We start from the raw sequence: 18589 nt of genomic DNA on the forward strand, positions 1-18589 counted from the left end.
TGCGCCATAAAATAAAACCATGATTTATTTCTTCTCCAACGAGAGCAATACTGTTTTTGCTGTACAACTAGAACGAAGCCTCACCTCGTCTGATATTTCAAAATTAAGCTGGCTTTTTGGCGGTGCCCAATTAAATAAAGAAACTGCGCTGACAGATTTCTTTACAGGCCCCCGCGCTGCAATGATCACTCCATGGAGTACAAATGCGGTGGAAATCACTCAAAACATGGATATCCACGGGATTGTTAGAATTGAGGAGTTTACACAAGTAAGAGCTGATTTTAAAGACTTTGATCCCATGTTATTTCAGAAATACCATGAGCTTAACCAGGATCTGTATACGATCAGCCTTCAGCCTGAACATATCCTGGAGATCGCTGACATTGCTGCATATAACCAGCAGGAAGGTTTGTCATTAAGTGAAGAAGAAATAGATTATTTAAATAAACTGTCAGAAAAACTGGGCAGAAAATTAACGGATTCGGAAGTATTTGGCTTCTCCCAGGTTAATTCAGAGCATTGCAGGCACAAGATCTTTAACGGCACTTTCGTGATCGATGGTGAAGAGCAGCCTGTATCTTTATTTAAGCTGATCCGTAAAACATCTGAAGCAAATCCAAACGGCATCATTTCTGCCTATAAAGACAATGTGGCCTTTGTAAAAGGTCCCAGAGTACAGCAGTTCGCACCCAAACGCGCCGATGTACCTGATTATTTCGAGATTAAAGAATTTGACGCTGTGATTTCTCTGAAAGCGGAAACACATAACTTTCCAACTACAGTGGAGCCTTTTAACGGCGCAGCTACAGGTTCGGGAGGTGAGATCAGGGACAGGCTTGCCGGCGGACAGGGCTCATTGCCGTTGGCTGGCACAGCAGTATATATGACTTCCTTTTCGCGTCTTGAAGAAAACCGTCCCTGGGAAAAAGGCATGACCGAAAGAAACTGGTTATACCAGACCCCTATGGACATCCTGATCAAAGCTTCAAACGGAGCTTCGGATTTCGGAAATAAATTCGGACAGCCGCTCATTACCGGCTCACTGCTTACCTTTGAACATGAAGAAGAGGCCAGAAAACTTGGTTTCGACAAGGTCATCATGCAAGCCGGTGGTATCGGATATGGAAAAGCAGATCAGGCTAAAAAAGAAAAACCCGCTGTTCATGACAAAATCGTTGTATTAGGCGGAGAAAATTATAGAATCGGGATGGGCGGTGCTGCGGTTTCTTCTGCGGATACCGGTGCAATGGGCTCAGGTATTGAGCTGAATGCCATACAGCGCTCCAATCCTGAAATGCAAAAAAGAGTTGCCAATGCCGTTCGTGGAATGGTAGAAAGTGATCACAATACGATCGTCTCTATTCATGATCATGGTGCAGGCGGCCACCTCAACTGTCTTTCCGAACTCGTAGAAGAAACAGGCGGAAAGATCAACCTGGATAAATTGCCGGTAGGTGATCCCACCCTGTCTGCCAAGGAGATCATCGGAAACGAGTCTCAGGAGCGCATGGGACTGGTTATCGGACAAGAACATATCGAAACCCTGCAAAAAATAGCAGACCGTGAAAGGGCGCCAATGTATACTGTAGGTGAAGTAACTGGAGACCATCGTTTTACGTTTGAATCTGCCACTACCGGAGCTAAACCTATGGACCTGAAAATGGACGATATGTTTGGCAGCTCGCCTAAAGTGATCATGCAGGACAAAACAGTGGAAAGAAAATATTCACCGGTTACTTATGAACCAGCAAAAATCGACACCTACCTCGAGCAAATGCTGCAACTGGAAGCCGTTGGCAGTAAAGACTGGCTAACAAACAAGGTTGACCGCTGTGTGGGCGGACGCGTAGCAAAACAGCAAACCGCGGGCCCGCTGCAATTACCACTGAACAATTGCGGTGTAATGGCGCTGGATTTTCAGGGAAAAGACGGTATTGCCACCTCAATCGGGCATGCACCACTTTCGGCGCTGATCGATCCTGCTGCAGGAAGCCGTAATGCAATAGCGGAATCCCTTTCCAACCTGGTATGGGCTCCACTGAAAGATGAACTGGAGAGTGTATCACTTTCTGCAAACTGGATGTGGGCCTGTAAAAATGAAGGGGAAGATGCCCGTTTATATGCCGCTGTAAAAGCCTGTTCTGAGTTTGCGATCAGCCTCGGGATTAACATTCCTACTGGTAAGGACTCCTTATCGATGAAACAGAAATACAAGAACGAAGAGGTAATCTCTCCGGGAACTGTAATTATTTCTGCAGCCGGTCATTGTAATGATATCACCGCAGTTGTAGAACCTGTATTCAAAAAAACAGGTGGCGCTGTCTATTATATTAACTTATCAGGAGATAGCTATAAATTAGGTGGATCTTCATTTGCACAAATCCTGAATAAGATCGGTGACGAAACACCAGATATAATGGATGCCGCTCAGTTTAAAAATACATTTAATACCCTGCAGCAGCTGATTAAAGGAAAAAAAATACAGGCTGGACACGATATCGGCAGCGGAGGTTTGATCACTACCCTGCTGGAACTTTGTTTTGCCGACCGCAACCTCGGTGCGTCAATCGACCTTTCTTCTCTTGGAGACCAGGACAGCATTGCAAAACTGTTTGCTGAAAATATTGGTGTAGTTTTCCAGGCTGATGAAACCGCCGAGGCCCTGCTAAATGCGAACGGAATCAATTATCATAAAATAGGTACCGTTACCGGTAACCCTACCCTGGAAGTCAAAGATATTTCAGGAAGCATGAGTTTTGACATCGATCACCTGCGTGATGTATGGTCTAAAACTTCTTACCTGCTCGATCAGAAACAAAGCGGACCCGTAAAAGCAAAAGAACGTTTTGATAACTATAAAAATCATGTGTTAAATTACACTTTCCCCTTGTCATTTGACGGAAAGAAACCGGTGATTGACTCTTCAAAACCAAGGCCTAAAGCTGCTGTTATCCGCGAAAAAGGAAGTAACTCTGAAAGGGAACTGGCAAATGCAATGTACCTTGCAGGCTTTGATGTGAAGGACGTACATATGACCGATCTGATCTCCGGCAGGGAAACACTCGAAGATATTCAGTTCATTGGTGCAGTTGGGGGATTCTCTAACTCTGATGTTTTAGGTTCTGCTAAAGGATGGGCAGGTGCTTTCCTTTACAATGAAAAAGCCAAGCTGGCCCTGGAAAACTTCTTTAAACGGGACGACACCTTATCGATCGGTATCTGTAATGGATGCCAGCTGTTCGTGGAACTTGGACTGATCAATAAGGACCATAAGGAAAAACCTAAAATGCTGCATAATGACAGCCATAAACACGAAAGCGGTTTTACTTCTGTAGCCATACAGGAAAATAATTCGGTGATGCTTTCCGGACTGGCAGGGACAACCCTGGGTGTTTGGATTTCCCATGGCGAAGGCAAATTCCAGTTACCATATGCAGAAGATAAATACCAGATCGTTGCAAAATATGCTTACGAAAGTTATCCTGCTAACCCTAACGGTTCCGATTATAATACAGCGATGATGTGCGACAATACAGGAAGACACCTGGTGATTATGCCGCATATTGAACGTTCCATTTTCCAGTGGAACTGGGCAAATTATCCTGAAGGACGAAATGATGAAGTATCGCCATGGATCGCTGCCTTTGTAAATGCCAGAGAATGGCTGGAAGCTTAAAATTTGCAATAATTCATCAGCACTGCCGTTATTCATAAAAACAGAAAGTGTTGATTCATGCAGCGGCAGGTGATGTAGGCACTTACGCTGTACAGCTGGCGAAATGGAAAGGTGCATATGTTATCGGTACTGCTTCGGAAAGTAATATAGATTTTCTTAAGGATCTTGGTGCCGATGAAGTGATCGATTATCGTAACGAAAATTCACAGAAAAGAGGCAAGATCGTTATAAAAGTAGTTGATACGATCTAAAATTTCGTGTAAACCGCAAGCTGAACAACATTATTAACAGTATTGTTGTTCAACCCTTTTACAGCCTGGTTCAGATAACCTGCTTCAATATCAAGATTCTTAGTCACACGGTAGCCAGATGCCACATAAGCCCGGTTCTGATCGAAAAACCTGTGATTCAGTTCGTTCTTATGCTGTATATTAAAGAACAACTCATTCTGTAAAGCCACAAAAAGGCCCTCTTCAAAGTCTTTCATTTCTTTTGTCAGAGGGATAATAAAGCGCGCAAAATACCGGAAGCGCTGGGCGAAAAGCTGATCTTTTCCGGCTCTTTCTATAAACCTTTGCTCTACCCTGAAACGATGTGAAGCAATAACAGTAGAGATTTTATGTTTGTATACATACTGCTCCCAGATCCTATGTTCAGTAAGTACATTGTCTGCCGTACCGTCTGCATGGGTAAAAGTCTGGTTTAACAAATATCCCAGGGTCAGTTCATTTTTGCCGTTTGCATAATAGGTTATACCTGGCCTGAACAGGAAGTTTCTTACTTCAGCCCAGTTATCAGATGACCGGACCTGCATGTCCAGATAGGCGCCCCATTTTTTACTGATTTTTGTGTTGTTCAGCAGAAATAACCAACCACTATTCTGATATTGAGTTTGGGCATGAACATTGCCGGTGAATAAGAATAAAAAAGCAAGTGGGGAAAGAGGAAAACGCATAGGTAATAATACTATATTTAAGCCATAACCAAAAATGAATTTAGCAAAATCTCTAATCTTTTGTATATTATTCGTGTCTGATAGATATTCATCATACCCTGATCCATTATTACCATAATCGGATCAATGATGCTGCCGGAAACTAAAAATACCGCTTGATTTTCAAACGGCATTTCGATACTAAATAATTTTAAAAGGTTTTAGCTATTAACCATGGCACATAGCAACATCAGCAGGTTCAAAATACTGAGGTAACAGCTCATCCAGTATTGCGTTGGTAGCAGGCGTATCACTATTTGCTTTTAAGACAACCGGATTGCCGGATGAAATAGAAGCGATCACTGGGTTTAGCAATAAAACCAGCGACCCACCGGAAACTCCTGCACCCCTACATAACGACAACTCGCACTGTTCGGAACAACTATCACCCCTAAGCCCCGTAGGTGCTACCCACTCCCTGAGTTGCAACCTGGTAAATTCTATGATAGCAATCGGAGCATGAATCTCACACCGCGATTCTGAGAATGGCACTTCAAAATCTTTCCTAACTGCATCGCAGAATACACTCTTGTTCTCTTTCAACATGCGTTCCAGATTGTCAAGTTGCTTTATCCGCCAATGATAGGATTTCGTGATACTAGTTTTAAGGTTAACTTTCTGTTTGCCAAAAAATTCCAGGAATTGAAGCATAGTTTTATATTTTTATTTAATTGATTCAAACGCCCCCATTCCTGGGGATAAAAATTGATTTAGGTCAATTGCAAAAATTTATTTTTTAAGAATGCTTTCCTTTCTAAGGATTGAGAAATTCCAGGAGGCTGAAAGAATTTGAATAAAACAGGTGTGAAAACGTTAGCAAATTTGAGAAATCGGTTCATCTTTCGTAGTTCAATTATTAATAATCCGATCCAAATCTCTGCAATTGTAATATAAATAACATTAACATTTGGTAATAAATAATATATATAATGATCGTTTTTGATATGATTACGAAAGGGAATTGTTGCAGAGACTGCGGAGTATTTCCTAAATATGATGCGATATATGGGTTGGGAAAATTTTCAGCGAATGTATCCTTCTAATTGTTAAATGCGGATATAAAGAGGCTGAACTTAATGAACGGGAAACAGGGTTCAACACCTGTTTTGAGGGCCAGCGTTCTGACCCTCAATACTAGCTATCTCAATCAAATAATGATTTACAAATTGACGCCACGTTTTAACAGGGCCAGACATCATAAAAAATATTGAGTATACTGGTAATACTGATCATTTCATATCAACAATTAAGTTACGAATAATTTTGTCATTTAGAAAGGGGCATATGCGACAAAATAAGATTGTGGCTGCTTTACTTTTGCATTTAAGTGTATTTGAGTGCCAGCAGGCTTACTCTTGCGATGAGCGGCAATAAGTACTAAACTGGTCAGCGCATAGTTCTTTGCATCATGAGTGGTCAGTTCTTTCACTTTAACTACAGATGTGGCTTTGGTCTTCGGATCAACGCTGATCACTTCATCACCTGCTCTCAGGTCTTTAAGCATTTTTTTCGCTCTATTGCCACTTCCTCGTCACCGGGAAAACAAATACATTTCCATAGGTGGCTTCTTCTTCAGAAGGGGCTTTCCCGTTATTCAGCACTTTATATTGCTGCAAGCTGAGTTCCCTTGACCCGGTATAACAGCCTTATATATCTTCCCTTTTTCATTGGTATAGAATACCATCAGGCCGATATCCTGCATTCCCTCCCTGGCCACCAGTTTGTACAGGCCGATCCGCTTTTTTCAGCCCGTCATCACCCGTAATAAAAACGGTTTGCGTGCATGCTAGCGGTCCAGAATATAAGCATTATCAAATTTCACATAGGTATCCTTATCTAGATATAAAATAGTATAGATTTTAGCTATATCGTACTCCTCCATAGTTAAAGAATGCGGTTTAACTGCTTTTTACTGCGCCTGAGTGAAAATAACAGCTGCTGCAAGGAGTAAAATAAGGGTGATTTTTATTTGCATATAAAGTTAAATTGATGAATTAATTCTATCAGGATATCTGTTTGAAAGCATCTGCAAAAGCCTGTATTTCGTCCATGCGGCCGATGCTTACGCGACACCCTCTTTTGTAAGCACTGAATACAGAAATTCCTTAGATGCCAATGTTTTTTTTAATGCATCCTTTAAAAAATCCTTTTCCTGGTAGCCGGCTATCGCGGCAGTAACAGTTGGTGCAGAAATGCTCATATGCCCTACACCATATTTCATCAGGTCTTTGATCTTGGAAGGCTGAGCGATCACATATCCGCAACGCAAACCTGCAAAACCGTACAGTTTAGAGAAGATACGGGCAACGATGATATTACTGCCTGCCTTTACCATGCCGATCATACTGGCGGCTTGCGGGTCAGGCAGGTAATCGATATACAAAAATATTTTTACTATATTGAACTTTAAGAAGCCGAACTACATTACCGATAACTAAAAACAAACAGAATGAGCGATCAAAGTCTTTGTACACATTTAAATGCGATTGAAACAGTAAAAGTCAGTGATGAATACGTATGTGAAGAATGTATAAAATCCGGCAGTAACTGGGTACACCTGCGCAGCTGCCAAACCTGTGGGGTAACGCTTTGCTGTGATGAGTCACCTCAAAAACACATGACCAAACATTTTAAGCAAAGGCATCATCCGGTAGTAGCCTCTGCTCAAGCCGGGGAAAGATGGTTATGGTGTTACGTTGATGAACAATTCATAGAATATTAATCTACAGCTTCAAGTAACGTCGTTGATAATTGATCTGTCCCATGTGATAGGAAAGGTGCGATAATAAATGCATGAGTACATATTCTACCGTTTGATCAGGATGAATGGATAAAATCTCCCTCGGATAGGCAGAGGCCATCGCTTCCCTGGGGATCTTTGACAAAGAAAAAGATATAATCCCTATCAGTTCCTCCAGTGTGACAATAAATTCTTCAGGTGTAAACAGCCTTGCTGAAAATTCAGCATCCCTATCTCTTTCATACCTGATATTTCCGAATGGATTACCAATATAGGTCTTCAAATTGCCGATCAGGTGCTGCAGCAGGTGCCCTGCCGAATTGGTTGTTCCGGGCAGAACCTGCCATATCGAATCTTCGTCGGTATAACCTTTCACCTCATTGATCAGCCTGTTGATATCCCTGTCAAACAGAATGGTATAATAGTCAATATTCATCTTTAAAATATTTTGAACTGCCAGTCAAAGTAACAGCTAAATCGTCATAAATTATTAGTCATTTTAATGAAAATAAACATTATTTTCCCAAATTGGTTTCTGCAGTAATGAAACCGGTAAAAAGCCCGTTATACATCCAATATACCCCGATTATGAAAATTAAACCTACGCTGAACCTAACAATCAGGCTGATCCTATTGATTACCAGCTTATTTACCGCAACACTTTCTTTTGCCGGGCCAGGCATAAAAAAAGCTCCTGCAAAACAGTTCTATGAACTGGTCGTCTATCATGTGAAGGATAAATCACAGGAAGAGCGGGTAGACAAATATTTATCTGAAGCTTTTCTGCCTGCGGTTCACCGTTACGGGATAAAAATGACGGGTGTATTCAAAACACTGAACATAGATACCGCTGCTGATAAGAAGATCTATGTATTGCTGACCTATCATTCCCTGACCGAATTTCACCAGATCAGTAAACAACTGAGTACAGACAAAACACTGGCAGCACAGGGAAAAGACTATACAGATGCCAATTTTGATAACGCACCCTATATCCGGAAAGAATCAATTTTAATGGAATCGTTCTCGGGTATGCCAATATTGAGAAAGCCACAGTTCAGCAATGCCAAAAGCGAACGCATCTATGAACTGCGCAGTTATGAAAGTGCGACAGAAAAATTATACCACAACAAGCTCAGTATGTTCAATGACGGAAATGAGATGGCGATATTTGACCGCATCGGAAGCCAGGCCGTATTCTACGGAGAAGTATTGGCGGGAAGCCGTATGCCCAACCTGATGTATATGACCACTTACAGCGATAAAAAATCCAGAGACGAGCACTGGGTGGCGTTCGGAAGTGATCCCGACTGGAAAAAGCTGTCTGCCATGCCTGAATACCAGCACAATGTTGCCAAAGTGAACATCGAGTTCCTGGTACCGGCAGAATATTCCGATCTGTAACCAGATGATCTGGTAAAACCTTCTTAAGGGCATTACCAGATCATGTTCCATAATGCCCGCAATGCTTAGGCAACGCATACTAAAGTAATTTTGGTGGTAAATTTGTTTTTCCGAAACGGAAGCCAATGGAGATTTCATGTGAACCGTTGCTTATCCGTCCGATGTTGTTATTGCCGATACCCGTCTGGTAGCTATAGCCAATTTTGACATTGTTATTCAAGCTCAGTGAAAGGATACCCGCAATTTCATCTGTAGTTCTGTAATTGACACCGAATCCAAACTTATCTTTCAGGTATACTGTCGCCGAAATATCTGCTTGCGTATCGAATGCCCTGCTGTAAGCCACCAAAGTTGCCGGCTTCAGTTTCACATCCTCATTCAATGTAAAAAGATAGGCCCCGCTAAAATAATAAGTGTTGCTATAGTTTCTTTGTTCATCTGCCGATGCTGTACCCAGGCTACGGATACTCAGACGCGGAAGGGAGGCGCCGATATAGTATTTTTCAGGGCTATATAACATCAGGCCCAGGCCTACGGTACCCACCGTTTCGCGGATGTCATCCCTGAAGCTTGGGTCATTACCATCCACTTCTGAATAAGTAGCTTTGTAATTCCTGAACCCGGCATTAAAAGAAGCAGCGAAGAAATTCTCTGCAGAAAGCTGAACTGCTTTGGCAAAAAAAGCAGAAACCTCCGTCAGTTTTTCTATGTTGAATTTATCATAGGTAACTGATAACCCTGCCGCCCCATTGATACTTTCAATAGGCAGGCTACCATTCAGCTGGACGGTATATGGTGCTCCTTCTATCCCCGTCCATTGTTTCCTGCTGTTCAGATTAACCGATCCTGCTTTATCCAGTAAAGAATATGTTGAGTTGAAAGGAACCTGGTTATCAGAATATTGTGTAAAGGAAGTGGCTTGCTGCGCGCGGCATACCGTGATGACCATGATCAAAGTACTGGTAAGCAGTGCAGATTTAAATATTTTCATTTGAATATAATTATTTTTTGTGATGAACCCTCAGGAGCTTTATAAACTTGTTGAATTGGTAAGCTCATGATTCTTTTATGTGATATTATGGCCGGGGAATAAACCCCCGGCCTGTTAAAAATTAGTATTTAAGGATAAAGTAACCTGTCTTGCGTTTGATCTTGCTGTCAACATTGTATTCTACAAGAGCGAAGTATGTACCCTGCGGCAATAGTGTGCCCGACTTAGACTTACCTACAAAAACATGCTGGTCATTATCATATCCTTCCACATCGAATACTTTTATTCCGGTACGGTTAATGATGGTCACTTTATTCAGCGGATAGTCTTTGATCCCGTCAATCGTGAGGAATTCATTCATGCCGTCACCATTAACTGATAATGCCGGATGCACCTTGATTCCTTCCCCGTCAGCGTCATCTATCCTGATGTCCTGAACCACGATCTTTGCAGCGGCGTACTGGTTATTTCCTGGCTGTGAGGCCGTCACCTGTACTCTCCCTATCCGTAGTCCTTTGATCACATCGCCGGTTACAGACAAATAAGAGGGGTCTGAAACGGTAAGCGTGACAGGTAAGCCTGAACTGGAGGTAGCCTTGATGGTGGCTGTACCATTTGTTTTTAAGGCAGGGATACCTTCAAATGTTATCGTCTGGCTCGCTTTACTTACAATCAGCAGTCCGCTGGCCGAAGGTTTAGTAGCATAATTCACGTTATCAGGAGCCGTAGCTGTGATGGTTACATTACCTGCAGCTACCACATGAATTTTATTGTCAACGATCGTGGCTATTGTTGCATCGGAACTGGTAAAAACAGGTGTCTCACCACTTGTCAGTACTACGCCGGGAATAAAGTCAGCATCTCCTACAAATTTCACGGGGATCGGGTTCAATGTGATCGTCCTTGTAGTAGAGGTGATGGTTAACGTACCGCTCAAATAGTTGAAAGTATAATTCTCATCCGAAGCGCCTGATAAGGTAATCGGATAAGTTCCTGCAGGGGAACTTGCTACCGCCGTAGTAGCTGCCAGTGCAGGAATCTGAACCGCTGATTCATTTTCAGCGTTTACAAAACCTGTGTATTTAAATGTAAATACCGGATTATCCAAACCAAATGCCCTGGTTTTGTTATCGGCCGTCACGGTCAGTACGGCTTTATCCACTGTCAGTACGCCCGCCTCATAAACCAGCGTATAGTTTTGTGCGGAGGCCGCACTGCCGGTGATCGCATACGTACCAACTTGTGATAGCGGTGTGGCTGTAGTAGTAAGGATAGCCGGCGCAGAAACTGCCGTAGCCAGCGTCTCTCCATTTACAAAACCATCATAAGATGCTGTTAAGGAAGGATTGGCCTGTCCGTATAGTTTCGACTTGCTGTCTGCTCTCACGATCAGCGTCCTTTTTGCAACCACCAAAGGTTTACTGACGGTAACTGCAACAAAATCGGCCGTTGCCGGGAAGGTGGCACTGATATTCGCCGTACCCGCAGCAATGATCTTTACCCTGCCATTTTCAATGGCAGCAACATTCAGATTATCAGCAGCGAAAACAGGCTGTAGACCGGTTTCTGATGAAGCCGCAGGGGTAAAATTAGCATCACCATAGCTAACAGCAGGCAGATCATTATAAACAATAGTCTGTACACCTTTTACAAGTAACTGTCCCTCGGTATAGGTAATCGCATAATTCGGAGAAGATGCACCTGTTACGGTGATCGGGTAAGCTCCTTTAGGCGATGTTTGCACAGCCGTTGTTGTTGCAATCGGAGCAGCAGTTAAATCAGCTGCCAGATCTCCGTTTACAAAACCTGTATAGGTAAACGCAAATATCGGGTTAGGCTGTCCTTCAGCTCTTTCTATATCATTGGCTTTAATATTTAACGGAGCAGGTGTAACCGAAAGTGTACCCCCGGCATAGGTTACTGTATAATTGGTAGTATTTGCCAGTCCCGTAACGGTAATCGGGTAAGTGCCTACTTTAGCAGCAGCTGTGCCCGTTGTGGTAACCACAGTCTGCAAATTTAACGCAGCGCCATTATCCTGTGGTGCCAGCCCGGAATAACTCAGCGTTAAAGCCGGATTTACCTGTCCGTATAACTTAGACTGATCATCAGCCTTTACTATCAAAGCAGCCTGAGTAATAGTTAAAACACCCGGAACGTAATTAAACCTGTAGTTTCTGGCGGTTGCACCTGAAGCTGTGATAGCATATTTGGCTACCGGAGAAGTTTCCGTAGCGGTGGTAGTGACAGCAGGTTTATTGGTAAATACAAAATCCGTTTCCCCGTTCACAAGGCCGGTATAACTCACCGTAAGTTCCGGATTAGTCTGTGCATAAACGCGGGTCTGGGCATCAGGAGTTACGGTAACTGCTTTCTGGTCTACTGTAAGCGTCGCAACTGCTGTTCCGCCATCAGAGAAAAGTGCAGTAATGTCTGTACTACCGACCCCTACAATCTGAACCAGTCCTGCGCCGTTTGCCCGGGCAATCGTAGGATCAGCTATGGTATATGCTGACAATGTTCCCGAAGCACTTCTTGCTCCCGGATCAAAAATCGCATCTCCGTAAATCTTATGAACGGCTGCAAAAGCAGTATTTCCTTCCGTCAGCTTTCCATTTACAAAACCAATATCATAATTGGCTGAGGTTAGCCCTGATGGAATGATCAGGAAATTTGCACCATCGGCCTGTTTGGTAAATTGTAATGTTCCGGTAAGGTTTTGCGAACTTTCATTGTTTACGAAACCTTCATAACGCGCAGTAAAAACAGGATCTGCTTCACCAGTTAGTATGGCTTTGTCATCTGCAATTACGCTTAGCGGTGCTTTGGCAATACTAATATGCTGGGTAGCACTGCCCGCGGCATAAGCAGCATCTTCGGCCTGTGCTGCAGTGATGTCAGCTTCACCGGCGCCAACTATGGTAACAGCCCAATCGCCCGTTGCATTTTTAGCTACTGTTGCAACACTTGCATCACTGGTGCTGAATGTGATTTCATTTGGTGAATTACTGCTCACCTGGAAGGGCAGTGGCTGTGAACCATAGGTTGCCGCCGTTGTAAAGCCTGCAAAAGTAATCACCTGATCAATTTTGGCCTCTATCGTCAGGCTTCCTTTCACAGAATTAAAAGTATATTTATCTGAGCTCATGCCAAAAACGTCAACGGTGATATCGTAGACTCCGGCCTTTGTGTTTGCATCTGCAAGGATTGTTAATACGGGGGTTCCCATAACAGAACCCGCGTCATCAGTACCTTTGAAAGGACCAAAAACGAATGTAGCCTCAGGGTTTGCAGCTCCCTGAGTTTTAGTCTTGTTTTCAGCGATCACATCCAGTACTGCCTTTGCAATGGTCAGCGTACTGGTCACTTCAGGTGCAGCAGAATAAGTGGCGTTACCCGGCTGGTTAGCACGAATGATCACTGTGCCGGCTTTTTTTATCAGCACCTGGTTGCCGTTTGTAATTTCGGCAATAGTTGGATCATCTGAAGTATATACAACAGCATTGCCGCTGGCTCCGCCAGTGGCTGCTAAAACTATATTTGCATCTCCATAGGTTGGTGTAAAAGTTTGCGGAAGGCCGGTGATTGCCTGTGGCGTACCGTCAACAGAAATCACTTTTGTGGCTGTTCCTGCAGCGGTAGTAGCATTACCAGGCTCTGTAACTGTGATCGTTGCAGTCCCCGCTCCTACTATCTTTACGGTGCTGCCGGTGATTTGTAATATGCCTGCAGGTGCCGCAGTATACTGAAAAGCTGTTAAACCAGCCGAGCTGCTTGCAGATAAGGTAAAATCAGGATCACCTACCTTGAACGTTGCAGGAAAAGTATTGGTAAAAGCTACCGTTTGCGGAGTTTTTACGGCACCAAGTGTTACGATGGAACCATCAATGACGATAGCGGTATTTCCGTCTCTGTTCGTGCCTATATTTGTAAGGGCTGTGGCAACTTTACCGCCCTGGTTTGCACCATCCGCCCAGGCACCATCATCTGAAGTATTGTATCCAACAACTTCTCCCGAAGTCAGGTCCCGTTGTTCAATTCTCCTGATACCGGAGGCATCAGTATTAGGAATCATTGTTCCCCATGCGCGGTCTACATGTTTAACATGATCAAAATAAAAAGCCGCATAACCATTACTATCAAATTCTTCCGCTCTTCTGCCCGTCAGCCCGTTATCTTCAATGACAGTTCCGGCAACAGGGCGACCTGTTCCGGCTGCATTATCGTATAGGAATACAAAGTTTTTAGGACTTCCGGAAGTTGCCGGCGTACTTCTGATCGCTGTGCCATAAGTCGGCACCTCCCCCTGATTGTTCAGTACATCTATACTCATTATCGTTAATGGCTGTGACTCCGGTGAATATAATTGATAAGCACTTAATGTGGGGTTGGCGGCATTGGGATTGTTCAACACAATGTGTGCGAATAGTTGTTTACCTGCGGGATAAACAGTTACGGACTCCTGTATAAACCAGCCGGTATAGGTTCCGTTGGCGTCAGTAGTAAATGTTCCATAATTCACATCAAGATCACTAAGGTTATTTGTAACTGCACCGGGACCATCAGGAGGAAACATAAAGAAATTCCCGGGAATATGCTCCGGTGTATTGGCAGGTACATTGTCCGGAGGAAGGACATACATATATGTTCCTATTGAACCAGCACCGCTTTCAGATGCCATATTATTATAATATCTGTAAGTAGTATTGGCCGCCAGGCCAGTAATTCTTGCCCTGTACACATATGGAATACCATTACGGCCAGTTCCATCATAATCATTATTGGAGCCCTCAATATATTTTGGAAAAATAAGCATTTCCAGTGCAGGGTTATTCTGCCCGAAGGCCTGTATAGAAAACAGTGTAAATAAAAACAGTAAAATCTTTTTCATTTATATTTTAGTTTGATATTTTATTTATAGAGCTATTTGCTCATCAGAATAGAAGCAGTGCCATTCTCATTGATATATATTAGAAAAACACTTCCTATAAGTTTACCAGCAGTTGCTGAACTTATGTTGGAGGGTATAGTTAGAGGAATAGTAGCAAGGACTGAATTATTAATAGGATCTTTGACTGTCAGTGTAAAAACATTAACCACCTTTAAACTCGTACTCTGATTGACACCTATTATTATAGTTTTAAAAGGTGAAAACGATGACGATACGCTTATATTTTCTGCAACCTGGATGGCTCTATATGAAAATGGAATGTATGTAGTTGTCGCGATATCAATATTTATTTTATCCGGTAGTGATTTAGAAAAGTTAGCTAAACTGATCTTCAAAAAGCCAGAATCCGGTATCACTTCCTTATTGAGGCCATTCAAACTGTCATCAATAATTCTTAGATCAGTGTTAGCTGACGGTTTAAACAGCGTATATATATTTCCTGTATAAGGTTTAACCGGAAGTACAGTATCAAGTGTTAATGTATCCTTCAAATAAAACTTAAATCTGCTCTTACCGGAAGGAATACTTAGTGCAAAATTATCTCCTCGGTTAACCAGTTTGGTATGATCACCCTGTATAATAAAAATATTTTCTGATGAGGAGTTTACCAATGAAACGTCTCCAAACTGGGGATCCTGTACAGGTTCCCCTTTGGAACAGGAAAAAAGAATAGAAAATATAAATAATGAAATCAGGTAGAAAAATTTTCTCATAGTTGGGAATTAATGAAAAAGCAGCCCCCTGATTAAGGGGGATGCCTGTTTTACTTAGAAATTAGATTTTTTTAAAGTCCCAATCCTTAGAGACCGCTGTCTACACGGGTTTGAGGAACAAAACTTACCCAGCCTGAAGTCCATTCAGATAAGCTTGCAGAAGTAACTGCTCCCAAGGTGCTACTAGAAACTTTTGGACGCAGGTTGTTGAAAGCATAAGTTGATGAGCCTGCAGTAGTATAGAAAGGACTCAATGAACCTAAACCGATGCCCACGAATGTGGCAGGATTAGCATCTGTAGAAGTTGTATTGGTACTTCCAGTCAGTGATACAGCTGTAGCAGGATTAAATACAGTACTGTATGCATGAACAGCATTTCCAGTAAATCCTCCCGGAGTTGCACTAGTTGCTGTTGCATTTAGGAATTCAACGCCAGTGCTAAAACCAGCAATAATCGAATTCGTCATCGAGAGATCAGTATTTCTTCTCCATTTCGCTCCATCAGCTAACGGAAGAGGTGATCCATTAACTGGGGCAGCAGCATAACCCAGTAGGGTGAAGTTCGAATAATGCGGATGTGTTTTTGTAGGATTGGTATTGTTATCACTACCCTCAGTATCTGATTCTATACCATTTGAATCAGGAGCACCAGAACCCGATAAACTATGTGTTGAAGATGGATCTTTCAAACCAATTGCAAACTGAATAGTTCCTGAGTAACCAAAGTCAGTATCAAAATCATCATCATCATTACCAATCGCCAACAGATATTTTGGACTAACAGTACCACCAAAGAACTCAAATGCATCATCAGCACCATAAGATACCTGAATGTGGTCAATTGTTGTACCAGATCCTACACCACCAAATGTTAAACCATTGATTTCGTTATCTGGTGACAGTCTGAAACCTGCATAGTCAATACGCACGAATTTCATCCTGCCAGAATTGTCTGCAGGAGTAGAACCTCCATAAGTGATATCAACACCTAATGAGTTTCCATTTGCGTCGAAAGTAGGTAGACCCTCGATTACTGTAGTAGATGGCTGATTAGTAGTTGAACTTCCCAGGAGAATAATTCCCCCAAAGTCGCCTGCATGTCTTGAGCCAGATGCATTAGGTGTGGTAAAAGTGATTGGTCGTGATGCAGTACCAACAGCATCAATTGTAGAACCTTTAGTGATTACTAATACACCTGCAATAGATTGAGTTGCTGAAGTTGGAGTAACTTTGTACCCTACAGCAGCACCTGTAGTCAATACTGTACCTGGTTTAATGGTTAGTTTTGCTCCGCCAGTTACAAAAACTATCCCGCTTAATCTGTACACTTTACCGGGGCTCAGTGTTCTGCTTGCAGAAATGTTACCAGTAATTACTGAATCAGCTCCCGTAAAAGGCCCTCCCGCCCCATTTGAACGGTCAAAGCTTCCGTCAGCTCCTTTTTTACAGCCTGCGACTGCGAATGCGGCAATTGCTACAATTGCCAGCGCTTGTTTTGTGAATCTTTTCATTGTTTTTAAAATGGTTTATGGTTTTTTATTGTATAATAAAGTTAATAGAATTATATTTAATTATTAATCACTTTATGTTAATTTTATATTAACAATACTCCTTTAATACATACAACTAAATAAACTAATAAGAGACTGAATCATCTCTATAATCATGCATTAGAGACCACTGTCTACACGGGTTTGAGGAACAAAACTTACCCAGCCTGAATTCCATTGTGGTAAACTAGCAGATGTAATAGCGCCTAGTGTGGTTGTTGCAACTTTTGGGCGCAGGTTATTGAACGTAAATGAACTTGAATTAACTGTACTATAAAAAGGACTCAGTGAGCCTAAACCTATACCAACAAATAAGGAAGGATTGGCTTCCGTGGAAGTAGTATTGGTACTTCCTGATAAGGAAATTGAATTTGCAGGACTAAACACAATATTATAAGCATGAACAGCATTACCTGTGAATCCTCCTGAAGTTGCACTAGTTGCAGTTCCAGTAAAGAATTCAACTCCCGTACTGTATCCGGCAATAATTGAATTCGTCATCGAAAGATCCGTATTTCTTCTCCATCTCGCTCCAGCAGCTAATCGAAGAGGTGATCCGTTAATAGGAGAAGCAGCATAACCGAGTAAAGTGAAATTTGAGCAAACCGGATGTGTTCTATCTGGATTGGTATTCTGATCATTACCCTCGGTATCTGATTCAATCCCGTTTGAATCAGGGCCACCAGATGAATTTAGGCTATGAATTGAACTTGGATCTTTTAAACAAATTGCATATTGAATAGTTCCCTTATAACCGTAGGTAAAATCAAAATCGTCATCTGCGTTGGCTAGGGAGATTAAATAGCTGGCGTTAACCGTCCCCCCAAAAAAACTAAATCCATCTAATCTACTATAAGTCACCTCTATATGATCTATGGTTGTACCAGATCCCACGCCCGCTAGTGTCAGACCGCTTATTCCTACATCGGGCGTGAGAAGAAATCCCGGATAGTCAATACGTACATACTGAATCCTGCCAGAATTGTCAGCACTTTCAGTTCCCCCGTAATTAATATCTACTCCCAGTGGATCTCCATCCGAATTATACAGAGGTAGCCCTTCGAAAGCTCTAGGAGCTTGATTAATAGGTGATTTTCCAAGAACTATTATTCCCCCGAAATCTCCCGCCTGCCGTGAACCAGCTGCCTTAGGTGAAGTAAAAGTGATCGGTCGTGACGCTGTACCAACAGCATCAATTGATGAGCCTTTTGTTACGACCAAGACACCTGCGACAGACTGAATTGAAGAAGTTGGAGAAGCTCTGTAGCCTACAAGTGTTCCTGTAGTCAATAAAGTACCTGGTTTAATGGTTAGTTTCGCTCCGCCAGTCACAAAAATTATCCCATTTAATTTGTAGACTTTTCCAGGAGTTAAAGTTCTGCTTACCGAGATATTCCCAGTAATCACTGAATCTGCTCCGGTAAAAGGCCCGCCAGCCCCATTTGAGCGATCAAAGTTTCCATTACTCCCTTTTTTGCAGCCTGTGACCGCGAATACTGCAATTGCTATGATTGCCAGTGCTCGTTTTGCGGATCTTTTCATTGTTCCTGAATTTATCATTGGTTCATAT

The 18589-nt window shown here is 42.5% G+C and carries 14 protein-coding genes; 4 read left to right on the forward strand and 10 right to left on the reverse strand.

The window, feature by feature from the left end:
• Window positions 1-19 precede the first annotated feature (19 nt).
• Both purL and BLW16_RS00620 read left to right on the forward strand, forming a co-directional pair.
• Window positions 20-3676 (forward strand): phosphoribosylformylglycinamidine synthase, encoded by a 3657-nt coding sequence (gene purL, locus BLW16_RS00615; protein ID WP_090554199.1) that lies wholly within the window; start codon window positions 20-22, stop codon window positions 3674-3676.
• A gap of 47 nt (window positions 3677-3723) precedes the next feature.
• Window positions 3724-3927 (forward strand): zinc-binding dehydrogenase, encoded by a 204-nt coding sequence (locus BLW16_RS00620; protein WP_090554201.1) that lies wholly within the window; start codon window positions 3724-3726, stop codon window positions 3925-3927.
• Here the strand turns inward: BLW16_RS00620 and BLW16_RS00625 are convergent.
• From BLW16_RS00625 to BLW16_RS00640, 4 genes are all read right to left on the reverse strand, one after another.
• Complete coding sequence (locus tag BLW16_RS00625; protein ID WP_090554202.1) at window positions 3924-4631, reverse strand: DUF2490 domain-containing protein; 708 nt, start codon at window positions 4629-4631, stop codon at window positions 3924-3926. The two genes, BLW16_RS00620 and BLW16_RS00625, sit on opposite strands and share 4 nt — an antisense overlap.
• A 207-nt stretch (window positions 4632-4838) precedes the next feature.
• Window positions 4839-5321 carry an aldehyde dehydrogenase family protein gene (locus BLW16_RS00630; RefSeq protein WP_090554204.1) on the reverse strand — a complete coding sequence of 161 codons (483 nt, stop codon included), beginning with the start codon at window positions 5319-5321 and terminating at the stop codon, window positions 4839-4841.
• Window positions 5322-5940: 619 nt separating this feature from the next.
• Window positions 5941-6174, reverse strand: coding sequence for a hypothetical protein (locus BLW16_RS00635; protein WP_090554205.1), 234 nt, complete (start codon window positions 6172-6174; stop codon window positions 5941-5943).
• Window positions 6175-6732: 558 nt separating this feature from the next.
• Entirely contained in the window at window positions 6733-7053 is a 321-nt protein-coding gene (locus BLW16_RS00640) for an aminotransferase class I/II-fold pyridoxal phosphate-dependent enzyme (RefSeq protein ID WP_139298229.1), read from the reverse strand.
• Between the two features lie 66 nt (window positions 7054-7119).
• On the opposite strand from BLW16_RS00640, the gene BLW16_RS00645 reads away from it, so the two are divergent.
• Window positions 7120-7392, forward strand: coding sequence for a UBP-type zinc finger domain-containing protein (locus tag BLW16_RS00645; RefSeq protein ID WP_090554208.1), 273 nt, complete (start codon window positions 7120-7122; stop codon window positions 7390-7392).
• Between the two features lies 1 nt (window position 7393).
• Here the strand turns inward: BLW16_RS00645 and BLW16_RS00650 are convergent, their stop codons facing one another.
• A complete protein-coding gene (locus tag BLW16_RS00650; protein ID WP_090554210.1) occupies window positions 7394-7846 on the reverse strand; it encodes a DUF1572 family protein in 453 nt (150 codons plus the stop codon).
• A gap of 152 nt (window positions 7847-7998) precedes the next feature.
• Here BLW16_RS00650 and BLW16_RS00655 point away from each other — a divergent pair, with 152 nt between their 5' ends.
• Complete coding sequence (locus BLW16_RS00655) at window positions 7999-8814, forward strand: NIPSNAP family protein (RefSeq protein ID WP_090555160.1); 816 nt, start codon at window positions 7999-8001, stop codon at window positions 8812-8814.
• A gap of 79 nt (window positions 8815-8893) precedes the next feature.
• Here BLW16_RS00655 and BLW16_RS00660 read toward each other — a convergent pair whose 3' ends face one another.
• The 5 genes from BLW16_RS00660 to BLW16_RS00680 form a co-directional block, all read right to left on the reverse strand.
• Window positions 8894-9805 carry a PorP/SprF family type IX secretion system membrane protein gene (locus BLW16_RS00660; RefSeq protein ID WP_090554211.1) on the reverse strand — a complete coding sequence of 304 codons (912 nt, stop codon included), beginning with the start codon at window positions 9803-9805 and terminating at the stop codon, window positions 8894-8896.
• A 121-nt stretch (window positions 9806-9926) separates the two neighbouring features.
• Window positions 9927-14696 carry an MBG domain-containing protein gene (locus BLW16_RS00665; protein ID WP_090554213.1) on the reverse strand — a complete coding sequence of 1590 codons (4770 nt, stop codon included), beginning with the start codon at window positions 14694-14696 and terminating at the stop codon, window positions 9927-9929.
• A gap of 32 nt (window positions 14697-14728) precedes the next feature.
• Entirely contained in the window at window positions 14729-15469 is a 741-nt protein-coding gene (locus tag BLW16_RS00670; RefSeq protein ID WP_090554214.1) for a hypothetical protein, read from the reverse strand.
• A gap of 86 nt (window positions 15470-15555) precedes the next feature.
• Window positions 15556-16980, reverse strand: a complete 1425-nt coding sequence (locus BLW16_RS00675; protein ID WP_090554215.1) for a hypothetical protein — start codon at window positions 16978-16980, stop codon at window positions 15556-15558.
• A 159-nt stretch (window positions 16981-17139) separates the two neighbouring features.
• Entirely contained in the window at window positions 17140-18579 is a 1440-nt protein-coding gene (locus tag BLW16_RS00680) for a hypothetical protein (RefSeq protein WP_090554217.1), read from the reverse strand.
• Window positions 18580-18589: the final 10 nt, after the last annotated feature.

Source organism: Pedobacter hartonius (assembly GCF_900107535.1).
In the GTDB taxonomy this organism is placed as follows: Bacteria; Bacteroidota; Bacteroidia; order Sphingobacteriales; family Sphingobacteriaceae; genus Pedobacter; species Pedobacter hartonius.